A 19,781-nucleotide genomic window follows, 5' to 3' on the forward strand; every position below is an offset into this window, starting at 1 on the left:
CGGACTCACGTGGTGGCGTGCATGTGGTGGAGCAGAAGGAGAGCGGCGACGGCGTTCGCCGAGTGGATCTCGCCGCGCTCGATCAGGGTCGGGACCGAGGACAGGGGGACCCATTCGCGGCGCTCGGACTCGAAGTCGTCCTCGGGGTGGCCGATGTGTTCCGCGGTGGTGGACCAGTAGACGTGGTGGCGGCCGTCGGTGAGGCCGTTGGAGGGCTCGACGGTCAGCAGGTGGCGGAGGGGGCCGGGGCGCCAGCCGGTTTCCTCGAGCATTTCGCGGGCGGCCGCGGCTTCGACGTCCTCACCGTGCTCGACGACACCGGCGGCCAGTTCCCAGCCCCAACTGTCGGTGATGAAGCGGTGGCGCCACAGCAGGAGGGCTTCACCGGCTTCGTTGACGGTGGTGGCCAGGGCGACCGGCCGCTGGCGGATGAGGTAATGATCGAGATGACGGCCGTCGGGCAGCTCGACGTCGGCGAGGTTGAGGGTCAGCCAGGGGTTCTCGTAGACGGTCCTCTCACCGTGGTTCTTCCACACCGACACGTGCGTACTCCGTCCCTGGATACCGGCTCAGCGTCTCGGACGCTACCGCACCCGCCCGGTCACAGCGGCAGTGAGAGCGAGGCGTCGATCTGCTCGACTGCGTCCCGTGCGGTGGCTGAGCCGTGGTCGGCGAGCAGGCCGCGCAGGCGGACGAAGCGGTCGCGCAGGCGCTGTGATTCCTGGCCCTGGGCGAGGGTGAGGGCGGTGAGGCTGTGGGCGGCGGCCTGCTCGGGGTTGCCGCGACCGAGGTCGGCGGTGGCGAGCGTGGCCAGACGGTGCACGGAACCGCGCGCGTGCGCCTGGGCGCGTACGGCTTCGGCAGCGTAGGTCTGGGCGGGGGTCCAGTCGCGCAGGCTGATAAGGGCTTCGGCGAGCTGGGCCTCGACCAGGCCCGGCTGGACGTAACCGAGTTCGGCGGGCTCCTCGGCGGAGCGGATACGGGTGGCGGCGGCTTCGGCGAGGAGCATGCAGCGGTGCGCGGCTGCCTGGTCGCCCATGCGGGAGAACGCCTTGGCCTGCATCGCGTACAGGTCGGTCGCCAGCGCGGGCGACATATCGGCGCCCGCGCTACGGAGGCCGGCCTCCGCGAAGGCGACCGCCTGCCGGAAGTCCCGCATGAAGACAGCCTGGTTGACCAGGAGCGCTATCACGTAGCCGCCGAACGCCCGGTCACCGGAGGCTTTTGCGAGGCGGAGCGCTTGGTGGAAGTAGCGCTGCGCGAGGCCCTGCGCGTCGGAGTCGTACGCGCAGATCCCGGCGACCGCGACCAGGCCGCCCACCGCGCGATGCAGGTCGCGGCCGGTGGCGTCGGTGTACGCACCGCGAACCAAGCGGGAGGTGTGGTCCGCCAGGAACCGTACGACCCGGCCTCGGGTGGCGACGCCGCCGACTTGGCGGTACATGGCCTCGTAGTGACGCCGGGCCACTCGCAGCGCATCGATGTCCGCGCGGCCGACGTGAACGTTGCCTGCGCGGGAGACGTCGAGGTCGTCGGGCGGGTTCTCCCACTCCCACACCGGCCCGATCGCCGCCATGCCGGTGATGAGCGGGGCGCGCTTGACGTCCTCACGGTCCTGGCCGTCTCCCCGCCACAGCGCGGTCGAGCGTTCGATGAAGCCCGCCAACGGGGCGGCGGGTTCGGCAGTAGCCGGGTTCCCCATGCCGATGGCGTCGAGGCTGACCGGCCGGCCGAGGCGTGCGGCGAGTACGTCGCAGATCAGATCCGGTACGACACCGCGCGGTCGTTGCCCGCGCAGCCAGCGGATCACCGAGGCGTGGTCGTAGCGCATCTCCTTGCCCCGAACACGGCCTGCGGCGTTCACGCGGGTGGCCAGACCGACCCGTGACATTCCGGCCTCGTCGAGCAAGGCGTCCAACAGCGTGTTTGGCTCCATGTGACCCTCGCATCACTCAGTGCAGCGAGCGTAGCCAATTCGCCTTCACACAGTGTGTGTTCGCACCCTCCGCGCTCAGGCCCCGTACACACTCCCGCCCGAGCGGTGGACGGCTGAACCTCTTCTCAGGGCCGCGTGGCCGTCGCCAGGCGCGCAGGCTCCGACGGATTTCACGGCGGATTACTGCCTCCCCTCGCCCCTCGATGAAAGGTCGACATGACATGCATTGCCCCACCCCATCGAGCTCATCGGACTCATCGGGTGCGACACCACCGGGTGTCCGCCTTCGGCGATCGGCGGTGAAGAACGGCGTCCATGCCATGCCGTACGGATTTCTGGTACCGGCTGACGAAGCAGAAGTCGCAGCGGCCCGGCGTACGGTCGTCAAGGTCGTCCGTGGCTGGGAAGTGCCGCTTCTGGACGAGACGTTCGACAACCTGGCGCTGCTGACGACCGAGGTGGTCACCAATGCCGTACGCCACACGCGGGCCGCTTGCGCCGTAGCCGTGCGGTGGACCGGCAGCCGGGTGCGTGTCGAGGTCACGGATGTCGACTCGCGACGGCCGGTCCCACGCGAGGGATCCGCCGGCGCGGAGGACGGTCGAGGTCTGCTCCTGGTCGCATCGCTGTCCGCCGCCTGGGACAGCGAAGCGCTACCGGCCGGAAAAGTCGTCTGGTTCGAAGTCGGCGACGAGTTCGCGGAGCAGGAGACCGGTCAGCCGACGGTCTGCTTACCAAGCCGGACGCCGGGCTTCACGGAGGCGGATCGGATCGTGCGCCGACGGCATGCCTTCGCCCTCTCCGGCGCGGTAGGGGCGCGGCCGTGAACCATTGTGGACACCCCACGTCGGTACCGGGACGGACCGGAACGGCGGCACCTCCTCGCACACCCTCCGCGCGGTGGGTGTGCGATCGCACAACACCTCTCAGCGATACCGCGCTGTGCGAGCTGCTCGCCCTGGCGACGGAAAGCACGCACACCCTCCAGGACGCGGAGCATTGGGTGCGCTGCGCGCAGGAGCGGCATGGACCGGACATCCCTTCACATGGGGCTGGTCATGGACCCCCGCGGTCTCCCCCAGGGTGCCGTCTGGCTGCGGTGGGTGGACGGATCCCCCTACTCGGCCCTCGCCGTATTGCCCGACTGCCCGACCGCGTCCCCGGACGGAATGGACGGGTGCTGCGAGTTCGACGGGCACAGCGGCGGCCACAGTTGGGAGTTGGCCGACGCGGTCGACCAGGAGACCGCGGCGGAGGCGCAGGACGGCACGGGCTGAACGGTCCGAGCCCGTCACGTCGGGAAAGGAGGTGAGGGACATGGTCGTGCCGAATTGCGATCACGAGTGGGTCGGATGGTCGGGCAAGATTCGCTGCCGGAAGTGCGGGGCGACGCAGTAGCGTGTTCGGCCCCGAAGCGGTCGCCTCGGGGACCTTTCGTCGGAGGTGCCCGGATGCCACGTACCGAATGGGACGCGCTGCCGTCCGCCGTACGGGTAGCGGTGGGTGGGTACGTGGGGGCGGTGACGGGTTGGGTGCCGGTGGCGGAGGGGCTGACGTGCCAGACCGCCGCCGTACTGGCCACCGCGGACGGGCGGGTGTTCGTCAAGGGCGTTCCGGTCTCGGACACGGACGGGGTTGTCGGCCAGGACTGGGAAGTCGCGGCGAATCCGCTGGTCGCCGGGGTGGCACCGTTGTTGCTGGCCCGGGTGACGGTCGCCGGGTGGGATGTGCTGGTATTCGAGTACATCGACGGTCGGCACGCCGACCTCACCCCGGGCTCCGCCGACACGGCACTGGTCGCGCGGGCGCTGGCGCGTATGCAGGAGGTGACCGCGGACGGCTTGGCGCCGCGGTTGGGTGACCGCTACGCGCACGTTCTGTCGGATGACGAGCAACTGCTGCTGGCCGGGGACGCGTTGCTGCACACGGATACCAATCCCCACAATCTGCTGATCGGCGCGAGCGGCGCGCGCGTCGTGGACTGGGCCATGGTCGCTTCAGGGCCCGCCTGGGTGGACGTGGCGCTCACCGCGGTGCGGTTGATGGAAGCCGGTTGGCCGGACGAGGCCGCTGTGGCCTGGGCCGGGCGGTTCCCGTCCTGGCGGAGCGCCGACCCCGTGGCCGTGGCCGCGCTCGTCGCGGGCGTCTGCCGGGACTGGGAGGCACGTCTCGGACCCGACGCCGCGCGGCCGAGCAACTTGCGGTATCAGGCGCTGCTCGGCACTGCGGCGGGAACGCGGGCTCGGCGTTTCGCTCGGGACGACGGTGGGGGGTGAGCCCGCCGTCGGCTCGGTCTGAACCGCGGAGCGGCCGGGGTCAGGGCGGGTCAGGTCAGGTCAGGGCGGGTCAGGTCAGGCGGCCGGATTTCAGTTCGTGTTCGAGGCGTTGGCCCTCGATGTCGGGGTCGGGGATGTATGTGGAGAACCACTGGGGGTGGTACCAGACCTTGGAGCGGACGATGGCGAGGACGGCGGGGACGAGGGTGAGGCGGACGACGAAGGCGTCGAGGAAGACGCCGGCGGCGAAGCTGAAGCCGATGGCCTTGATGGTGGGGTCGTCGGTGAACATGAAGGCGACGAAGATGAAGAACATGATGAGGGCCGCGGCGGTGACGACGCGGGCGGACAGGCCGGTGCCGCGCTGGACGGCCCGGCGGGCGTCGCCGTTCTTCGTGTACTCCTCCTTGATGCGGGAGACGACGAAGACCTCGTAGTCGCTGGACAGGCCGAAGATGATGGCCAGCATGATGATCGGCAGGAAGCTGATCGTCTCGGTCGGCGTGATGCCGAAGATCCGCTGGCCCCAGCCCCATTGGAAGGTCGCCACCTGGGCGCCGAGGGCCGCGGCCATCGACAGCAGGAAGCCGAGGATGGACTTGATCGGCACCAGGATGGTGCGGAAGGCGAAGGTCAGCAGGATGAAGGCCAGGCCGACCACGACGATCAGGAAGACCGGCAGCGCGCTGGACAGTTTGGCCGAGACGTCGATGTTGGAGGCCGTGGTGCCGCCGACGAGGATGTCGGTGCCGGTCTGACCTTCGAGCTGCTGCCGGTCGTCGCGCAGGGTGTGCACGAGGTCGGCGGTGGCGGGGTCGTTCGGCCCGGTCTTGGGGATCACGCGGATCAGCGAGACCCCGTTCTTGGAGGCCAGCGGCGTCACCTTGACGACGCCCGGCACCTTGGTGAGCCGCGCCGCGATGGCCGCGGTGTCCGCCGGGCTGCTGGTGTTCTGCGCGACGATCAGCAGCGCGCCGTTGAAACCGGCGCCGAAGCCCTCGGTGGTGAGGTCGTACGCCTTGCGCTGGGTGGTGCTCTTCGGCTGGGAGGCGCTGCTGGGCAGGCCGAGCCGGATGTCGAGGGCGGGGATGGCCAGCACGCCGAGCAGGGCGACGCCGCCGATGAGTACGAGGATGCGGTGGCGTACGACGAAGCGGGCCCAGCGGGCGCCGTTGGGGCTGTCCGGGTCGGCGGCCGAACGGCGGGCGACCCGCTCCGCGCGGGCGCCGAGCCAGGGCAGCCGGGTGAATGTGGCAACCTTGGTCCCGGCGAAGCCGAGCATCGCGGGCAGCAGGGTCAGCGCGATGAGCAGCGCGACGGCGACCGAGGCCGCGGCGGCCAGACCCATGACGGTGAGGAACGGGATGCCGACGACGGTGAGCCCGCACAGCGCGATGATCACGGTGAGCGCGGCGAAGACGACGGAGCTGCCCGCCGTGCCCATGGCCAGCGGCACGGACTCCTCGGGCGTCATGCCGTTGAGCAGGTTCGTACGGTGCCGGGACAGGATGAACAGGCCGTAGTCGATGCCGCAGGAGAGCCCGAGCATCAGCGCGACGGTGGTGGAGGCCGAGGCGATGGTGACCACGGACGCGACGGCCGTGATGGCCATCAGCGTGGTGACGACGCCGATGATCGCGCCCAGGATCGGCATGCCCGCCGCGGCGAACGCCCCGAAGGTGATCATCAGGATGAAGAAGGCGACGATCAGGCCGATGAGTTCGGGCAGCTCGGAGATCACCTGCCGCCAGCCCGGATAGACGCTGCCGTTGTACTCGACCTGGACGCCGTCCGCCCGTACGGGCTTCATCGCGTCGTTGAACAGGTCGAGGTTGGCGTCCTTGACGTCGGTGGCCGCCGCCGACCACTGCACCTGGCCGAGCGCGATCTTGTCGTCCTGCGAGACGAGCTTGCCCTGGAACGGGTCGACGACGTTGGAGACCTGAGGGACCGTCCGCAGCTTGGTCATGGCCGACTCGATCACCTTCATGGTGGCCGGGTCGGTGACCTTCCTGCTGCCCTGGGTCGTCGCGAAGACGATGGTGCTCTGGCCGCCGCTGAAGGCGGGCAGCTTGGCGGACAGGACGTCGGACGCGTTCTGCGCCTCGGTGCCGGGGATCGTGAAGTTGTCGTTGGTCTTCCCGCCGCTGATCTGGGCGGCGGCGATGGCGACCACGGCCGCCACCAGCCACAACGCCAGGACCAGCCGTCGGCGCCGGAAGGCGAGCCGGGCGAGTCGGTACAAATAGCTTGACATGGGTACATATCTCCACGGCCGGTTCGGGTAGCGCACGCCGAGCCTGACGTTAAGCATTCACTAGCCGCAGGTCAAGTAAATCGCTTGCCAACGTATGGTGAGTCGCTGGACATCGGCAGGTGAGTCACTAGTCTTTGGCTGGCGAGTGACCGGGCCTCGGCCGGTGATCCGGCACGCCCGCGACCCGCACCTGGCCGGTGATCCGGCACGCCCGCAACGGTCCCCGGCCGGTGATACGGCACGCCCGCGACCAGCACCCGGCCGGTGAGACGGGCCGCCCACGACCGGCCCGCGACCGGCCCGCGACCGGCCCCCGAGGGGGCCGTGACCCGCCGGACGACCGGCTTCCGGGCCCCCGGCGGCTTGTATGCTGCGGTGCGGTCCTCGCGGCCCACGAAGGAGGAGCAAGAACCATGCCGACGCCTGCCAAGGGCATGTCCACCCGTGCGGCGCAGGCCGAGCAGACCAGGCAGCAGATCCTGGACACCGCCCAGCGGCTCTTCCTCGAACTCGGCTACAACGCCACCTCGCTCCAGATGATCGCCGACGAGCTGGGCCTGACGAAGGCCGCCGTCTACTACCACTTCCGCGCGAAGGGCGACATCCTGCACGCGGCGATGCAGCCCGGCATGCGCCGGATGGAGACGCTGCTGGACGACGCCGACGCGATGCGGGGCCGGCGGGCGCGCATCGAGCACGTGGTCAACGGCTTCGCCGAATTCCTCGTCACCAACCGGCACTACGCCGTGATGGCCTCCACCGATCCGGACGCGCGGCACACCACCAAGAACCACGAAGAGGTGGCCGCACTGCACCGGCGCGGCCTCACCCTCTTCTACGGCGAGCAGCCGACACCCGCCGAACGCATCGCCTACAGCACCGCCCTCCTCGCCCCGGAGACCCTGCCGCTCCTCGCCGACCTCTCCGACGAGGAGCTGGGGGAAGCGCTACGGACGACGATGCTGCGGATTCTGCGGGTGCCGAGGTCGTAGCGCCCGCACGTCGGTCCGCGCGGGTGCGCGAGCCGGAGTTCCAGGACCGTGTGGCCGCCGAGACCCGCGCCTTCCTGACCACGGCGCCTGCCTGACGGCCCGTCAGCACGGCGCCGACGTCAGGACGCCGTGCGCGCCACGTAGATCGTGTTGGTCGCCTCGCCGTCCTGGAGCGGGTTGGGGAAGGTGACGACGTGGGCCTCGGCCGTGGCGAAGGTCTCGCGGAGGGTGGCGGTGAAGGGGTCGTCCGGCGGGTCGTTGGACCACAGGGCGAAGACGCCGCCGGGGTGGAGGTGGGCGGCCAGCCGCCGCAGGCCGTCCGGGCGGTAGAGGGCGGCGTGCCGGGGGTGGAGGACGTGGGCGGGCGAGTGGTCGACGTCCAGGAGCACGGCGTGGAAGCGGCGGCCGGGCGTCTCGGGGTCGAGCCCGTCGGCGTCGGCGGCCAGGGCGAAGAAGTCGCCGTGCACGAAGCGGCAGCGCGGGTCGGCCGTCAACTCCGCGCCCAGCGGCACCAGATGCTCCCGGTGCCAGCCGATCACCTCGGCGAGCGCGTCGATGACGACCAGCGACCGTACGCGCGCGTCCTCCAGCGCCGCGCGCGCGGTGTAGCCGAGGCCGAGCCCGCCGACGGCGACATCCGCGTACGAGTCCCCTCCATCGTCCCCATCCCCGTCCCCGTCCCCGTCCCCGTCCGGGAGTTCGGCCAGGCCGAGCCGGGACAGCGCGATCTCACCGGCGGTGAACAAGCTCGACATCAGGAACTCGTCGCCGAGTTTGACCTCGTGCACGTCCTCGCCGGTCGCCACGTCCCGCCGTCGCCGCAGGCTGATCTCGCCCATCGGCGTCGGACGCCAGTCGATCTCCTCGAAGCGACGGCTCACGTGCTTTTCCTCCGGCCCGACGGCAGCGTTGTACGGGCCAAGGTAGCGGCCCGCGCGGCCTCCGCCTCACCAGCCGTCAACCGCCAGCCCGACCGCGCGGCCGACCGGGCGCCGTCCGGGCACCGACCGGCCGGTGTCACCTCACCCGTCGATCAGGCGTTCCGCCGTGAACCCGAACAGCCGCCGCGCCGCCGCCGTGTCGACCGGTGCCGTACGGCCGGGCAGCGGACGCAGTACGCGGGTCGTCGGGTGGAAGCGGCGCATCAACTCCTCGGTGGGGAAGGGCACCAGGATCTCGGGCGCGCACACGTGCACGACATGCGCGCCGGGTTCCGTCACCCGCAGGGCCAGCAGCGCGGCCCGCGCCGCGTCGCCGACCTCCAGATACGTCCACAAGTCCCGCGCGCCGTAAGCCGGTTGCTCGGTGACCCGCGCCGCGTGCGCCCGCAGCCGCTCCTCGAAGCCGCCGACGTACGGGTAGCGCAGGCAGACCACGCTCATGGCGTGCCGACGCGCCATCATGGCGGCGGTCACCTCGTCCACCTGCTTGGACAGCCCGTACGGGTCCTCGACCTGGCCGGGCATGGCGGCGTCCACGGGGACGTACGGCGGGTGCGGGGCGGGGTCGCCGGTCCAGGGCAGTCCCGTGACCCCCCACGAACTGGCCAGTGCCACGTGCCGCACCCCGGCCCGCCCGGCCTCCTCCAGTACGGAGAAGGTGGCGAGCGTGTTGCCGCTGAACACCTCCTGCGGCGTGTTGCGTTCGGGCGTCGGGATCGCCGCCAGGTGGACGACCGCGTCGGCGCCGTCCAGGGACCTGCGGACGGTCTCCGGGTCGGCCGCGTCGCCGGTCACGACCAGCCGCGCGCCGAGCCGGCCCAGGTCGCCGGGGTCGTCGAGGACCAGCGCGTTCGCCTCGACGCCGCGCTCGGCGAGCAGCGCGAGGACCGCCCGCCCGATCCGCCCGGCCGCCCCGGTGACCAGCACCCTTGTGACCACCGCCAACTCCCTTACCTGTAGGCCCGTACGGCGACGACATGCGCGGACGCGGCGCCGTTGGTCGCCTCGATGACGATCCGCACCGCGCGGGCGGTGACCGGCTCCTCCAGGACGTGGACCCGACGGCGGCGCCGGTTGGCCGTCACGCGGTCCACCACCCGCCAGTCGGCCCCGGCCGCGTCGCGCACCTCCACCCGATAGTCCCGTACCAGCGTCGGGAGCGTGTCGAAGGGGGTCCTGTGGTGGTGCAGATTGATCAGGTCCTCGTTGACGTCGTCGTCCGCGACGACCTCGATCCGGCGCAGCGCGACCGGCTCGTCCCACGCCAACTCCAGCCATTCCCGCGCGCCTTCGCGCACCGGCTCCGAGACCCACAGGTGCGGGCCCGCGTACGGCCGGGCGTATCCGTCGACCGCCTTGGCGGGCGCGAACGCGGCCGTCTCGCCCGCCCGCAGGCAGAAGGTCCGCCGCAGCAGGCCGGAGTCCGTCCACTCGCGCAGCGGCTGCGGCGACTCGTCCTGCGGTCGCAGCGGCACCCGCGTGAAGCACAGCACGCCGGGCGTCGGCCGGTCGGCGACGCGCAGCGCGAGCGCCGGGTCGGCGCGGACGACGACGAAGGCGTTGCGCGGGGTGTCCGGCGCCCACTCCAGGCCGGTCTTGACCCACTGGCCGCGCCCTGCGGCGACCGGGACCGACACCGAGCCGACCAGGCGGCGCGGCACGTAGTTCTGCCCCAGCTCCGGGTCGTACAGCTCGACGGTCAGCACGGTGTCGCGCTCGGCGTCCAGGAGCAGTTCGAGGCCGGTGAGCGCGGGGTCGGCCGGGAGGACGAGGCCCGCGTCGGCGGTCAGCGGCCAGGTGGCGTCGGAGGTCTCGACGGTCAGGTCCGCCAGGGTGCTGGACGCCGTCGCCGTCGCCCGCAGCGCCAGGTCGTCCGGGTCGTCGGAGGCGAGCCCGATCACCGAGGCGTCCTCGCGGAGCAACGCCCGGTGCAGCGACGCCACTTCCAGCTCGCGCGGGGAGATCCCGGCGTCCGCGCACAGCGCCGCCGCCGTGCCCGCCGCCTGCCCGATCGTCGCGCAGGTGGCCATCACCCGCGTCGAGCCGAAGGCCACGTGGCTGGCGGAGATGTTCCGCCCGGCGAAGAGCAGATTGGCGGTGTTCACCGAGTACAGGCTGCGGTACGGGATGTGGTAAATGCCGTCCGCGTAGCGCTGTTTGGCGCCCGCCTCGGTGGCGTACATGCCCTGCGGCGGGTGCAGGTCGATGGACCAGCCGCCGAAGGCGACGCGGTCGGCGAATTCGGTCTGGCCGAGGATGTCGCCCTGGTGGAGGACGTAGTCGCCGAGGAAGCGCCGGTATTCGCGCTTGCCGGGCAGCGAGCCGACCCACTCCAGCGTCATGGTCTCGGCGTCGAACTCGCCGGAGTTCTTGATGTGGTCCCAGATGCCGTAGATGACCGACCACAGCTCGTCGCGGATGCGCTCGTTGTCGTGGACGGTGTCCAGTTCGCCGCCGAACTCGATCCACCAGTACGCGCAGCCGTTGTCGCCCGCCTTGATGATGCGGCGCTGCGGGATGGACGTCGTGGTGATGTCCTTGGCGAAGTCCGGCGGCACGTACTTGACGGGGCGGCCGGCGTCCTTGGTGTAGAACAGCAGCGTCGAGCCGAGCGTGATGTCGTCGGCCGTCTCAGGCGCCCACGGCTCGTCGTACTCCGCGCGCGCCTCGCGGCCGATGCGGTGCCTGGCCCCGGCCAGGTAGCCGATCAGACCGTCGCCCGTGCAGTCGAGGAACACCTCGCTCTCGAAGCGGACGCGCCGCTCGGAGCCCATGGTCCAGCCGGTCAGCGCGGTGATCCGGCGCGCGTCGTCGGGACCTTCGGCGTCGACCTCGCGCACATCGGTGTTGAGGTACAGCGTGATGTTGGGCTCGGCGCGCACGGCGTCGAGCACCACGGTGTCCCAGTAGTACGGGTTCCCGTCCGGGTTGCGGTACTGGTTCTCGACGAACAGCTCGCCCATGATGCCGCCCTCGCGGGCGTGGTGGTTCTTGCCGTGCCCGGTGGCACCGCAGACCCACACGCGGACCTCGCTGCTCGAATTGCCGCCGAGCACCGGCCTGTTGTTGACCAGCGCCACGGTCCGGCCCAGCCGGGCGGCGGCGACGGCCGCGCAGACCCCGGCCAGGCCGCCGCCGACGACGGTGATGTCGTGCCGTGCGGTGTCGTTCCTCATGACGTCCTCATGACTCTTCTCGGCCCCTCATGACGTGCTTACTTCCAGTCGGGGTTGGCGGCGAGGCCGTAGTAGACGCGCGGCGCTCCGTCCAGGGTGAGCGTGACCTTCCCGCCGGCCGCGTTCAACGTCCGCTCCTCGCCGACGCAGTTGAGTTCCCGCACCGTCCCGGCCACGGTCCCGGAGTGCGCGACGACCTGCGTCTTCGTCGGCCACGGGTCGGTCCACGGCTCGGGCGAGGCGTACCAGGAGCCGGCGCCGTGGTCGGCGTTGAGGACGTAGCCGTCCTTGCGGGTCCACAGGATCGACACCGGGCCCGAGGGCGTGGTGAACAGCAGCCCCTTCACGTCCGCGTCGGCGAAGACCAACGGCCGTACGTACGTGGCCTGGTCGAGGACGCGCGCGGCCGTCGCGTACGCCAGCAGCGACGGCTTGGCGCTGGTGTCGCGGTGCATCATGCCGCAGTGGAACTCGACGTTGTCCGGGTCGGCCTCCTGCGGGTGGTGGATCGTCGAGTCGTGCAACTGGTACCAGTTGACGCCGCGTACGCCCTCGGACTTGGCCAGCGCCAGGCTCAGCAGCACGTTCTCGGCGGCGTGCCGGTAGGTGTCCTGCCACCAGGAGTTGGGCTTGGTCGGGGCGTACGCCTCGGACATCCACAGCTCCTTCGGCCCGTACTCGGCGATGATCTCCTTGGCCTTGCGCAGCGCGCCGAGGAAGTTCCAGTAGGTGCCGGTGGTGCCCTCCACCCAGTCGTCGGGCGAAGGGGCGTAGTCGGGGGTGAAGTTGCCGCGCCCCGGGTGGAAGGCGAAGGCGTCGATGAGGTCCCAGCCGCCCGCCTGCTGGAACTTCTCGGTCCACACGTAGTCCATGCCGCCGAGGCCCGCGTTCATGACCTTCATCGTGGAACCGGCCGCCGCCAGCCGGTCGGTGACCTGCTTCAGCCCGTCGCTGACGTACGACTCGACGCCCCGGCCCTCCATCCAGGGGGCGTTCACCTCGTTGCCGACCTCGAAGTACTCCGCGGCGGCGGCGGTCGCCTTCGCGGTGTTGGTGTCGGCCCAGGCGGCGATCTGGTCCGCGCTGCCGCCGATCGGGATGCCGCTCAGCTCCACGTTGTGGTGGATGCCGTGGGCGTCGAGGGTCGCGGTGTCGATGCCGGGCGCGCCCGCGTAGGCGATCCTGATCCGCTTCACGCCGATCAGCTTCAGCAGCGCCAGCACGTCGGCCTGGCTCGGCTTGAGCAGCCAGGGGTAGTTGGCGAGGCCGAACATCGACTCGCCGCCCGCCTGGTAGGCGAAGTCGGGCAGCACCGACAGGTTGGTCCTGGCGAGCGCGGAGTCGGCGCCGCTCACGGCGCTGACCTCGGTGAAGACGATGCCGTGCGCGGGGGCGGCGACCGGGAAGGAGGCGTCCCAGGCGGTGCCCGCGGCGACGGTCTGCGAGACGGTGCCGCCCGCGATCTGCGTGCCCGCGAAGTCCCGCGCCCACCACGTCACGGTGACCGGCTTGGCCGCCGGACCGCCGTTGACGACCTGCGCCTTGAGCGTCATCGTCTGCCCGGCGGTCTTGTAGAGGTTGAACGGCTGGTCGGTCCACACCTCCACGCCCAGCGGCCTGCCCGCCGCCAGCACCCCGGCGCCTCGCGGGCGCAGCCCGCCGAGGACGAAGTCCACCGTCGTGGCGGCGGTGTCCGTGCCCGTAGCGGCGCCGGGGGCGTGCAGCCATGTGGCCGTCGTATAGGTGGAGTTGCTGGCGGCCAGGCAGAAGGAGCCCCGGGTGTCGGACCAGGTCTCGGTGTACGCGGCGCCCGCGTTAACCTCGTACGGGATGCCGCCGCGCGGGTCCTTCGTCCAGGTGGTCAGCGCCTCGTACGACTCGGCCGCGCTCGGCGTCTGGACGGTGCGGGCGACCATGAAGCCGGTGGGCGTCAGGGTGGTGGAGCCGCCGACCTCCCAGGACATGTGGGCCTTGTGCGCGGTGACGTCGAAGGTGCCGCGCACCGTGACGCCGGACGCGCCGCTGCCCATGGTGTACGTGATCCGCACGGCGGGGCGGCCGTCGGGCAGCGTGACCTGCGTCGGCGTGCCGCCGTAGGTGCGCTGCTGGCCGAGGACGCTGTCCTTGATCATGAAGTGGCTGATCAGGACGCGGGCGGTGCCCGAGCCGTCGCTGATCAGGACGCTGCCGTCGCTCTGGCCGACGAGCGTGATGCCGTCGGCGGAGACGGTGACCGCGCCCGCGGCGTGCGCGTTCTGGGCGGCGACGGCCGGGAGCAGCGCGGCCCCGGTGGCGACGGCCGTGCCCTGGAGGAATGTGCGGCGTGCGACTGGCATGGAGGTGCCTCTCTCTTGTCCCGAAGAGAAGGTGCGTGGATGAAGCGGGGGGGGGTGCGGGGGTACTCAGCCCTTGACGCCGGTGAAGCCGAGCCCGGCGACGATGTACTTCTGGCCGACGGCGAAGAACAGGATCGGCGGCGCGACGGCGAGCACCATGGCCGCGATGAGCTGGTCCTGCGGTGCCTGGGTGGCGAGTTGGGCGAGGGCGACGCTGATCGGCTGCTTCTCCGGATCGGTGAGCGCGACCAGCGGCCAGATGAAGTCCTTCCAACTGTGCATGACCGCGAGGAGGCTGATCACGGCGAGCACCGGCCTGCTCATCGGCAGCACGATCCTGGTGAGCAGTTGCCAGGTGTTCGCCCCGTCGACCCGTGCCGCGTCGAAGAGTTCCTTCGGCAGCGCGTCGAAGAACTGCTTGGCGAGCAGCACCGTGAAGCCGTTGGTCCCGGCGGGCAGCCAGATCGCCCAGTACGTGTCGCCGAGGTTGAGGTGCAGCAGCGGCAGGTCGATGACGGTCATGAAGAGGCTGACCATGTTCACCGTGTACGGCACGAACATCGTGGCCAGGATCGCGCCGTAGACGGCCTTGCCGAAGCGCGGCTTGAGGACCGACAGCGCGAAGCCCGCCGTCGCGGAGACGAAGAGCTGTACGAACCACGATCCGCCGACCACCAGGAAGGTGTTCATCAGATAGCGGCCGACGCTCAGGTCGGTGTACGCGGTGGCGAAGTTGCCCAGCCGCGGCCGGTCGGGCCACAACGCCAGCGGGTGGTTGGTGAGTTCGGTGGGCGCGGACACCGCGCCCTTGACCATCCAGTACAGCGGTCCGATGCCGATGAGCAGCAGCAGGATCAGCGTCAGCGCCTGGACGGAGCGGACGGCCGCCCGTACGCCGGGCCGCCGCCGGTCGTGGGCGGAGACGAAGGTGGTGAGGGATTCGCTCAGCAGGGTCATGACGTGCTCCAGCCGCGGGTGGCGCGCAGATACACCCCGGACAGCAGGCCCAGCGCGAGCACCATCAGGAAGGAGAGCGCGGCGGCCTGGCCGTACTCGCCGTCCTGGAAGGCGTAGCGGAAGATCAGCAGCAGTACGGTCAGCGTCGCGTTGTCGGGGCCGCCGCCGGTGAAGACGTACGGCTCGGTGAAGACCTGCACGGTGTTGATGAGCTGGACCAGCAGCAACAGGCCGATGACCGAGCGCAGTTGGGGCAGCATGATGTGCCAGATCCGGCGCCAGACGCCCGCGCCGTCCACCTCGGCGGCCTCGTACAGCTCGCCGGGGATGCCGACCATCGCGGCCAGGTAGATCAGCACGGCGCCGCCCATCCCGGCCCAGGTGGCCTCCAGGACCAGCGAGAGCATCGCGGTGTCGGAGGACTCCAGCCAGGTGTACGGGCCGAGGCCGACCTTGCCGAGCGCGGTGTTGAACAGGCCGCTGCCCGGGTCGTAGAACCACTTCCACAGCAGGATCGCGACCACGGGCGGGATGACGACCGGCAGATAGACCAGGAAGCGGTACACCCCCGCGCCGCGCCGTACCGTCGACATCACCGCGGCCAGGATCAGCGGCGCGGGGAACCCGATCAGCAGACCGAGGCCGACGAAGAACAGGGTGTTGCCGACGGCGGTGCCGAGCAGCGGATCGTCGAAGACCGCGCGGAAGTTGTCGAAGCCGACCCAGACGGCGGGATCGACGAGATTGGTCCGCTGGAAGCTCAGCAGCAGGCTGCGGACGATCGGCCACCAGGCGAACAGCCCGAAGACCAGCACGGCCGGGAGCAGGAACAGCCAGGCCGTGATCTGCTTGCGCGCGGCGGTCCCGCCGCGGCGGCGGCCCGCGCTCCCCTTGGCGGGGGCGACGGGTGCGGGCGCGGCGCGCCGGGAGTGGGTGAGCAGGCTCATGAACGGCTACTTCTGGGTGGACTGGTCGGTGGCGAGCTTGGCGTTGACGTCCTTCTCCGCCTTCGCGAGCAGCGCGTCGACGTCCGCGCCGCGGTCGGTGAGCACCGCCTGCACGACCGGGTCGAGCGCGGTGTACAGCGTCTGCGCCTCGTACGGCGGCTCGGGCTTGAGGTCGAGCGTGCCCAGCCCCTGGGTGTACGGCGCGAAGTTGTCGAGCTTGACGTTCACGTACGGCTTGATCGCCGCGTTGATCTCGGTCTGCCGCGCGGTGTCGAAGACCGGCAACGTCGGTACGCCGACCGCCGACTTGGGGTCGGCCGCCAGCGCCTTGGCCTGGGCCGCGGCGGCTTCGGTGCTGTACTGCGGCTCGGCGTAGGCGAAGGTCAGCCACTTCACGGCGGCCGCCGCGTGCTTGGTGTCGGCGGACTTGGGCACCATGTAGATGTCGCCGCCGGTCAGGGTCGCGTTGCCGCCGGACTGCGGCATCGAGGCGACGCCGAAGTCGTCGGTGTTCTCCATGCCGAACTGCGTCTTGGCCAGCCGGTAGGTGCCGGGGCTGCCCATGAACATCCCGACCTGTCCGGCCGCGAACTGCTTGATGACGTCGTTCTGGTTGTTCAGCAGATTCCGCCCGAGCGATTTGTCGCTCCAGCGCATGTCCTTGAGCAGGCCGAGCGCCTTCTTCGTGGCCTCGCCGGTGAGGGTCGCGGTGTACGTGTCGCCCTGCCGCTGTTCGAGGTCGCCGCCGAACGCGTAGGAGAGCATGGCGAGTTGCCAGCCGCCCTGGTTGTCCTTGGACTCCTGGACGAAGCCCGCCCTGCCGGTCTTCGCGGCGATCGCCTTGGCGTCGGCGCGGACCTCGTCCCACGTCGTGGGCGGCTTGTCGGGGTCGAGCCCGGCGGCCTTGAACAGCGCGCGGTTGTAGACCAGGCCCTGGGCGTAAGGATTCTGCGGGACGCCGTAGACCTGGCCCGCGCTGTCGCTCAGCGGCTTGAGGACCTGCGGGTTGAACTCCTTAAAGTGGTCCCAGGACTGGAGCTGGCCGCTGATCGACTGCACCTGCTTCTGCTGGATCAGCCGCTGCGGCTCGGTGAGCGGGACCTTGATGACGTCCTCGACGTTGCCGCCGGCGAGCTTGGCGGAGAAGGTCAGCGGGTCGAAGACGGTGGTGGAGCCCTTGACCTTGATGCCGGGGTTGGCCTTCTCGAAGTCGGCGACCTGCTGCTTGAAGAGGGTCAGCGCGGCCTTGTCGGTGGCGGGCGGCATGCCCTGGACGCGGAGGGTGAGGTCGCCGCCGCCGTCGCCGCCGCCGGACTTGCTCGGGGTGACGGCGGAACAGGCCGTGAGGGCCACGGACACGGCTATGGCGGTGCAGCCGAGCAGGGCCGCATTACGGGATTGTCTGGACATTTCGTCTCCACGGAGGGCAGGGTGAGGTCGGTGCGGGGTGCCTTGCTGTGAATGGGGGGACGCGGTTCCCGGGGCGGGTCGCGCCGATGTGCGCCGTGGCGGCCGGTGGCCGCGGGTACGGCGGGTGACTCAGCGGCCCGGCGCGGGCCCGGTGGAGGCGCGGGGGACCAGCCGGGAGCCGATCTCCACGAAGGGGGTGGCCCGCGGGTCGGCGGGCGCGTCGGCACGCGCCGCGCCGTGGCCCGCGATCGTCTCCAGGAGCAGGTCGGCCGCCCGGGTGGCGACCTCCTCCGGGTCGATCCTGATGGTGGTGAGGCTGGGGGTGGAGACGGACGCGAGCAGGGTGTCGTCGATGCCGATGACGCTGACGTCACCGGGCACGCTCACGCCGAGGCTCGCCATCTGGTGCAGGACGCCGAGGGCGACGAGGTCGTTGTGGGCGAGCACGGCCGTCGCGCCGTGCGCGGCGACCAGCGTGGCGGCCAGCACGCCCGTCTCGAACCGCGGCTCGTAGGGCCCGAGTTCGACGAAGGAGACGTCCTGCGCCTCGAAGGACTCGTGGATGGACTTGCCGCGGCTCAGCTCGTCCCGTGAGGCGTTGATGAACACGCACCGGCGGTGGCCGTACGCGCGCAGGTGCTCCACGGCCTGCGCGATCCCGGCCGACAGCGAGATCCGTACCTCGGGGATGCCGGGCACATGGCGGTTGACGACCACCAGCGGCATCTGGTCGGCCAGTTCGCCCAGCCGGTCCTCGGTGAGCGTGGACGCCCACAGCACCAGGCCGTCGACCCGCTTGGAGACCGCCGCGATCGTCTCCAGCTCGTCGGCCTCGCGCTCGTCGCTGTCGGCGACCAGCACGGTGTAGCCGAGCCGCCGGGCGCGGGCCTGCATCGCCTTGACGATCGGCGGGAAGAACGGGTTGGCGATGTCGGGGATGATCAGCCCGAGCGTGCCCGTGCCGCCGCCGCGCAGGCTGCGCGCCGCCGGGTTCGGCGCGTAACCGAGCTTCGCCGCGGCCTCCAGGATGCGCTGCCGGGTCTTCGGCTGCACCTGGTCGGGCGCCGTGAAGGCGCGGGAGACCGTCGACACCGATACGCCCGCGGCGCTCGCCACCTCCCGGATCGTGATTGCCACGGACCGCCTCCTCGCGTCGCTGCTGCCGGATGCCGTGGATCTTTGCGAACGTTCCCGGAGGTGTCAAGAGTGTTACCGCAATGAAAATCTCCAGTGCAGCAGGGTCTTGCGGATCAGGGCGGTCCTTGCGGATGATGCGTTCTCAGCAAGCATGATGAAGTTGCGGGAACGTTTTCATAGCGGCTCACCGGCCGCGGACGGCGCCGCGCACAGTGCCTCACTCGCGGGGGCCTCACTCACGGAGGAGCGGGATGAAGATCACCGGCCTGGAAGTGCTGACCCTCCCCGACCACGGCGACAGCATGATGCTGGTGGTGGTCGACACCGACGAGGGCATCCACGGCCTGGGCGAGGTCGGCATCAGATCCCGGCAGCGGGCGGTCGCGGGCGGCCTCGAACACCTCGCGGAGCTGATCGTCGGCGAGGACCCGCGGCGCATAGAGCACCTGTGGCAGGTAATGTTCCGCCGCGGCTTCTTCCCCGCCGACCGCATCATCGGCGCCGCCATCGCCGCCGTGGACGTCGCCCTGTGGGACATCCGCGGCAAGGCGCTCGGCGTGCCGGTGCACGACCTGCTCGGCGGACGCGTACGGGACTGGGTCCCGGCGTACGTGCACGTCGGCGACGACTACCACGACCGCGAGCGATTCCTCGACCGCTGCCGGGAGTTGGTCGCCGAGGGCTGGCGGCATGTGCGCTTCTCCGCGCCGCACGACGTGGACGACGTCCTCGACGCCCGGCGCTGCCTGCGCGATTCGGTGAGCCTGTTCCACGCGGTGCGGGACGCGCTCGGCGACGAGATCGAGCTGATCCTGGACGTGCACACCCGGCTCGACCCGCCCGAGGCGGTCACCCTGTGCCGCGAGATCGAGGCGGCCCGACCGTACTTCGTCGAGGACCCGCTGCGCAGCGAGAACCCCGAGAGCTACCGGATGCTGCGCGCGCGGACCGGCGTACCGCTGGCGGCGGGCGAACAGTACGGCTCCAAATGGGAGTTCAGGACCCTGATCGAGGAGGAGCTGATCGACTACGCCCGCGTCGACATCGGGGTGGCGGCCGGGCTGACCGAGGCGAAGAAGATCGCCGCGATGGCGGAGACCCACCACATCAAGCTCGCCACCCACAATCCGCTGGGTCCGGTCACCGCCGCGTCCTCGCTCCAACTCAACCTGGCCTGCCCGAATGTGGCGATCCAGGAGCACCAGACGGACCCCGAGCCCGCCATCGCCGCGCTCTTCCCCACCCGTCCGGCCATCTCCCCCGGCCGCGTCACGCCGACCGACGCGCCGGGCCTCGGCGTCACCCTCGACCGCGACGCCGCCCGCGCCCACCGCGCCACGACGACCGAGCGGCCCCATCTGCGCACGCCGGACGGCGCCTTCACCAACTGGTAGCCGGATCAGGGCACGTCGGACG

16 protein-coding genes are annotated in these 19,781 nt (G+C 70.9%); 5 read left to right on the forward strand and 11 right to left on the reverse strand.

Annotation, left to right across the window (positions count from 1 at the left end):
* Nucleotides 1–5: 5 nt before the first annotated feature.
* Nucleotides 6–542, reverse strand: a complete 537-nt coding sequence (locus tag ACFY9V_RS01155) for an NUDIX domain-containing protein (RefSeq protein ID WP_391158532.1) — start codon at nucleotides 540–542, stop codon at nucleotides 6–8.
* A gap of 59 nt (nucleotides 543–601) precedes the next feature.
* A complete protein-coding gene (locus ACFY9V_RS01160) occupies nucleotides 602–1,936 on the reverse strand; it encodes a transcriptional regulator (protein WP_391158535.1) in 1,335 nt (444 codons plus the stop codon).
* 299 nt (nucleotides 1,937–2,235) lie between these two features.
* Between ACFY9V_RS01160 and ACFY9V_RS01165 the strand changes: the two genes are divergently transcribed.
* From ACFY9V_RS01165 to ACFY9V_RS01175, 3 genes are all read left to right on the forward strand, one after another.
* The gene (locus ACFY9V_RS01165; RefSeq protein WP_391158537.1) at nucleotides 2,236–2,763 is read left to right on the forward strand and encodes an ATP-binding protein; all 528 of its coding nucleotides are present in this window, start codon (nucleotides 2,236–2,238) and stop codon (nucleotides 2,761–2,763) included.
* Nucleotides 2,764–2,961: 198 nt separating this feature from the next.
* On the forward strand, nucleotides 2,962–3,213 hold the full coding sequence (locus ACFY9V_RS01170; protein WP_391158538.1) for a hypothetical protein: 252 nt from the start codon (nucleotides 2,962–2,964) through the stop codon (nucleotides 3,211–3,213).
* Nucleotides 3,214–3,387: 174 nt separating this feature from the next.
* A complete protein-coding gene (locus ACFY9V_RS01175) occupies nucleotides 3,388–4,212 on the forward strand; it encodes a phosphotransferase (RefSeq protein ID WP_391158540.1) in 825 nt (274 codons plus the stop codon).
* 70 nt (nucleotides 4,213–4,282) lie between these two features.
* Here ACFY9V_RS01175 and ACFY9V_RS01180 read toward each other — a convergent pair whose 3' ends face one another.
* Entirely contained in the window at nucleotides 4,283–6,469 is a 2,187-nt protein-coding gene (locus ACFY9V_RS01180) for an MMPL family transporter (protein ID WP_355339819.1), read from the reverse strand.
* Nucleotides 6,470–6,882: 413 nt separating this feature from the next.
* On the opposite strand from ACFY9V_RS01180, the gene ACFY9V_RS01185 reads away from it, so the two are divergent.
* A complete protein-coding gene (locus ACFY9V_RS01185; protein ID WP_391041776.1) occupies nucleotides 6,883–7,461 on the forward strand; it encodes a TetR family transcriptional regulator in 579 nt (192 codons plus the stop codon).
* A 119-nt stretch (nucleotides 7,462–7,580) separates the two neighbouring features.
* On the opposite strand, the gene ACFY9V_RS01190 is transcribed toward ACFY9V_RS01185, so the two are convergent.
* The 8 genes from ACFY9V_RS01190 to ACFY9V_RS01225 form a co-directional block, all read right to left on the reverse strand.
* A complete protein-coding gene (locus ACFY9V_RS01190; protein WP_355339813.1) occupies nucleotides 7,581–8,342 on the reverse strand; it encodes a spermidine synthase in 762 nt (253 codons plus the stop codon).
* 141 nt (nucleotides 8,343–8,483) lie between these two features.
* Nucleotides 8,484–9,341 carry an NAD-dependent epimerase/dehydratase family protein gene (locus ACFY9V_RS01195; protein WP_391158543.1) on the reverse strand — a complete coding sequence of 286 codons (858 nt, stop codon included), beginning with the start codon at nucleotides 9,339–9,341 and terminating at the stop codon, nucleotides 8,484–8,486.
* A gap of 11 nt (nucleotides 9,342–9,352) precedes the next feature.
* Nucleotides 9,353–11,578, reverse strand: a complete 2,226-nt coding sequence (locus ACFY9V_RS01200) for an FAD-dependent oxidoreductase (RefSeq protein WP_391158545.1) — start codon at nucleotides 11,576–11,578, stop codon at nucleotides 9,353–9,355.
* Between the two features lie 38 nt (nucleotides 11,579–11,616).
* Nucleotides 11,617–13,914: a hypothetical protein gene (locus ACFY9V_RS01205; protein WP_391158548.1), complete on the reverse strand. Its 2,298-nt coding sequence runs from the start codon at nucleotides 13,912–13,914 to the stop codon at nucleotides 11,617–11,619.
* A 66-nt stretch (nucleotides 13,915–13,980) separates the two neighbouring features.
* Nucleotides 13,981–14,871, reverse strand: coding sequence for an ABC transporter permease subunit (locus tag ACFY9V_RS01210; protein ID WP_391158551.1), 891 nt, complete (start codon nucleotides 14,869–14,871; stop codon nucleotides 13,981–13,983).
* A complete protein-coding gene (locus tag ACFY9V_RS01215) occupies nucleotides 14,868–15,818 on the reverse strand; it encodes an ABC transporter permease subunit (protein ID WP_391041784.1) in 951 nt (316 codons plus the stop codon). The genes ACFY9V_RS01210 and ACFY9V_RS01215 overlap by 4 nt, the downstream gene beginning before the upstream one ends.
* Nucleotides 15,819–15,824: 6 nt before the next feature.
* Nucleotides 15,825–17,228 (reverse strand): extracellular solute-binding protein, encoded by a 1,404-nt coding sequence (locus ACFY9V_RS01220; RefSeq protein WP_391158554.1) that lies wholly within the window; start codon nucleotides 17,226–17,228, stop codon nucleotides 15,825–15,827.
* Nucleotides 17,229–17,357: 129 nt separating this feature from the next.
* Nucleotides 17,358–18,365 carry a LacI family DNA-binding transcriptional regulator gene (locus ACFY9V_RS01225; RefSeq protein WP_355339792.1) on the reverse strand — a complete coding sequence of 336 codons (1,008 nt, stop codon included), beginning with the start codon at nucleotides 18,363–18,365 and terminating at the stop codon, nucleotides 17,358–17,360.
* A gap of 251 nt (nucleotides 18,366–18,616) precedes the next feature.
* Here ACFY9V_RS01225 and ACFY9V_RS01230 point away from each other — a divergent pair, with 251 nt between their 5' ends.
* Complete coding sequence (locus tag ACFY9V_RS01230; RefSeq protein ID WP_355339789.1) at nucleotides 18,617–19,759, forward strand: mandelate racemase/muconate lactonizing enzyme family protein; 1,143 nt, start codon at nucleotides 18,617–18,619, stop codon at nucleotides 19,757–19,759.
* Nucleotides 19,760–19,781: the final 22 nt, after the last annotated feature.

This window comes from Streptomyces sp. NPDC008317, from assembly GCF_042955955.1.
In the GTDB taxonomy this organism is placed as follows: Bacteria; Actinomycetota; Actinomycetes; order Streptomycetales; family Streptomycetaceae; genus Actinacidiphila.

Coding starts and splice junctions, on each gene's coding strand:
- ACFY9V_RS01160 (WP_391158535.1), bottom strand. CDS start 1,936: ATGGAGCCAAACACGCTGTTGGACGCCTTGCTCGACGAGGCCGGAATG.
- ACFY9V_RS01170 (WP_391158538.1), top strand. CDS start 2,962: ATGGACCGGACATCCCTTCACATGGGGCTGGTCATGGACCCCCGCGGT.
- ACFY9V_RS01175 (WP_391158540.1), top strand. CDS start 3,388: ATGCCACGTACCGAATGGGACGCGCTGCCGTCCGCCGTACGGGTAGCG.
- ACFY9V_RS01180 (WP_355339819.1), bottom strand. CDS start 6,469: ATGTCAAGCTATTTGTACCGACTCGCCCGGCTCGCCTTCCGGCGCCGA.
- ACFY9V_RS01185 (WP_391041776.1), top strand. CDS start 6,883: ATGCCGACGCCTGCCAAGGGCATGTCCACCCGTGCGGCGCAGGCCGAG.
- ACFY9V_RS01200 (WP_391158545.1), bottom strand. CDS start 11,578: ATGAGGAACGACACCGCACGGCACGACATCACCGTCGTCGGCGGCGGC.
- ACFY9V_RS01205 (WP_391158548.1), bottom strand. CDS start 13,914: ATGCCAGTCGCACGCCGCACATTCCTCCAGGGCACGGCCGTCGCCACC.
- ACFY9V_RS01210 (WP_391158551.1), bottom strand. CDS start 14,871: ATGACCCTGCTGAGCGAATCCCTCACCACCTTCGTCTCCGCCCACGAC.
- ACFY9V_RS01215 (WP_391041784.1), bottom strand. CDS start 15,818: ATGAGCCTGCTCACCCACTCCCGGCGCGCCGCGCCCGCACCCGTCGCC.
- ACFY9V_RS01220 (WP_391158554.1), bottom strand. CDS start 17,228: ATGTCCAGACAATCCCGTAATGCGGCCCTGCTCGGCTGCACCGCCATA.
- ACFY9V_RS01230 (WP_355339789.1), top strand. CDS start 18,617: ATGAAGATCACCGGCCTGGAAGTGCTGACCCTCCCCGACCACGGCGAC.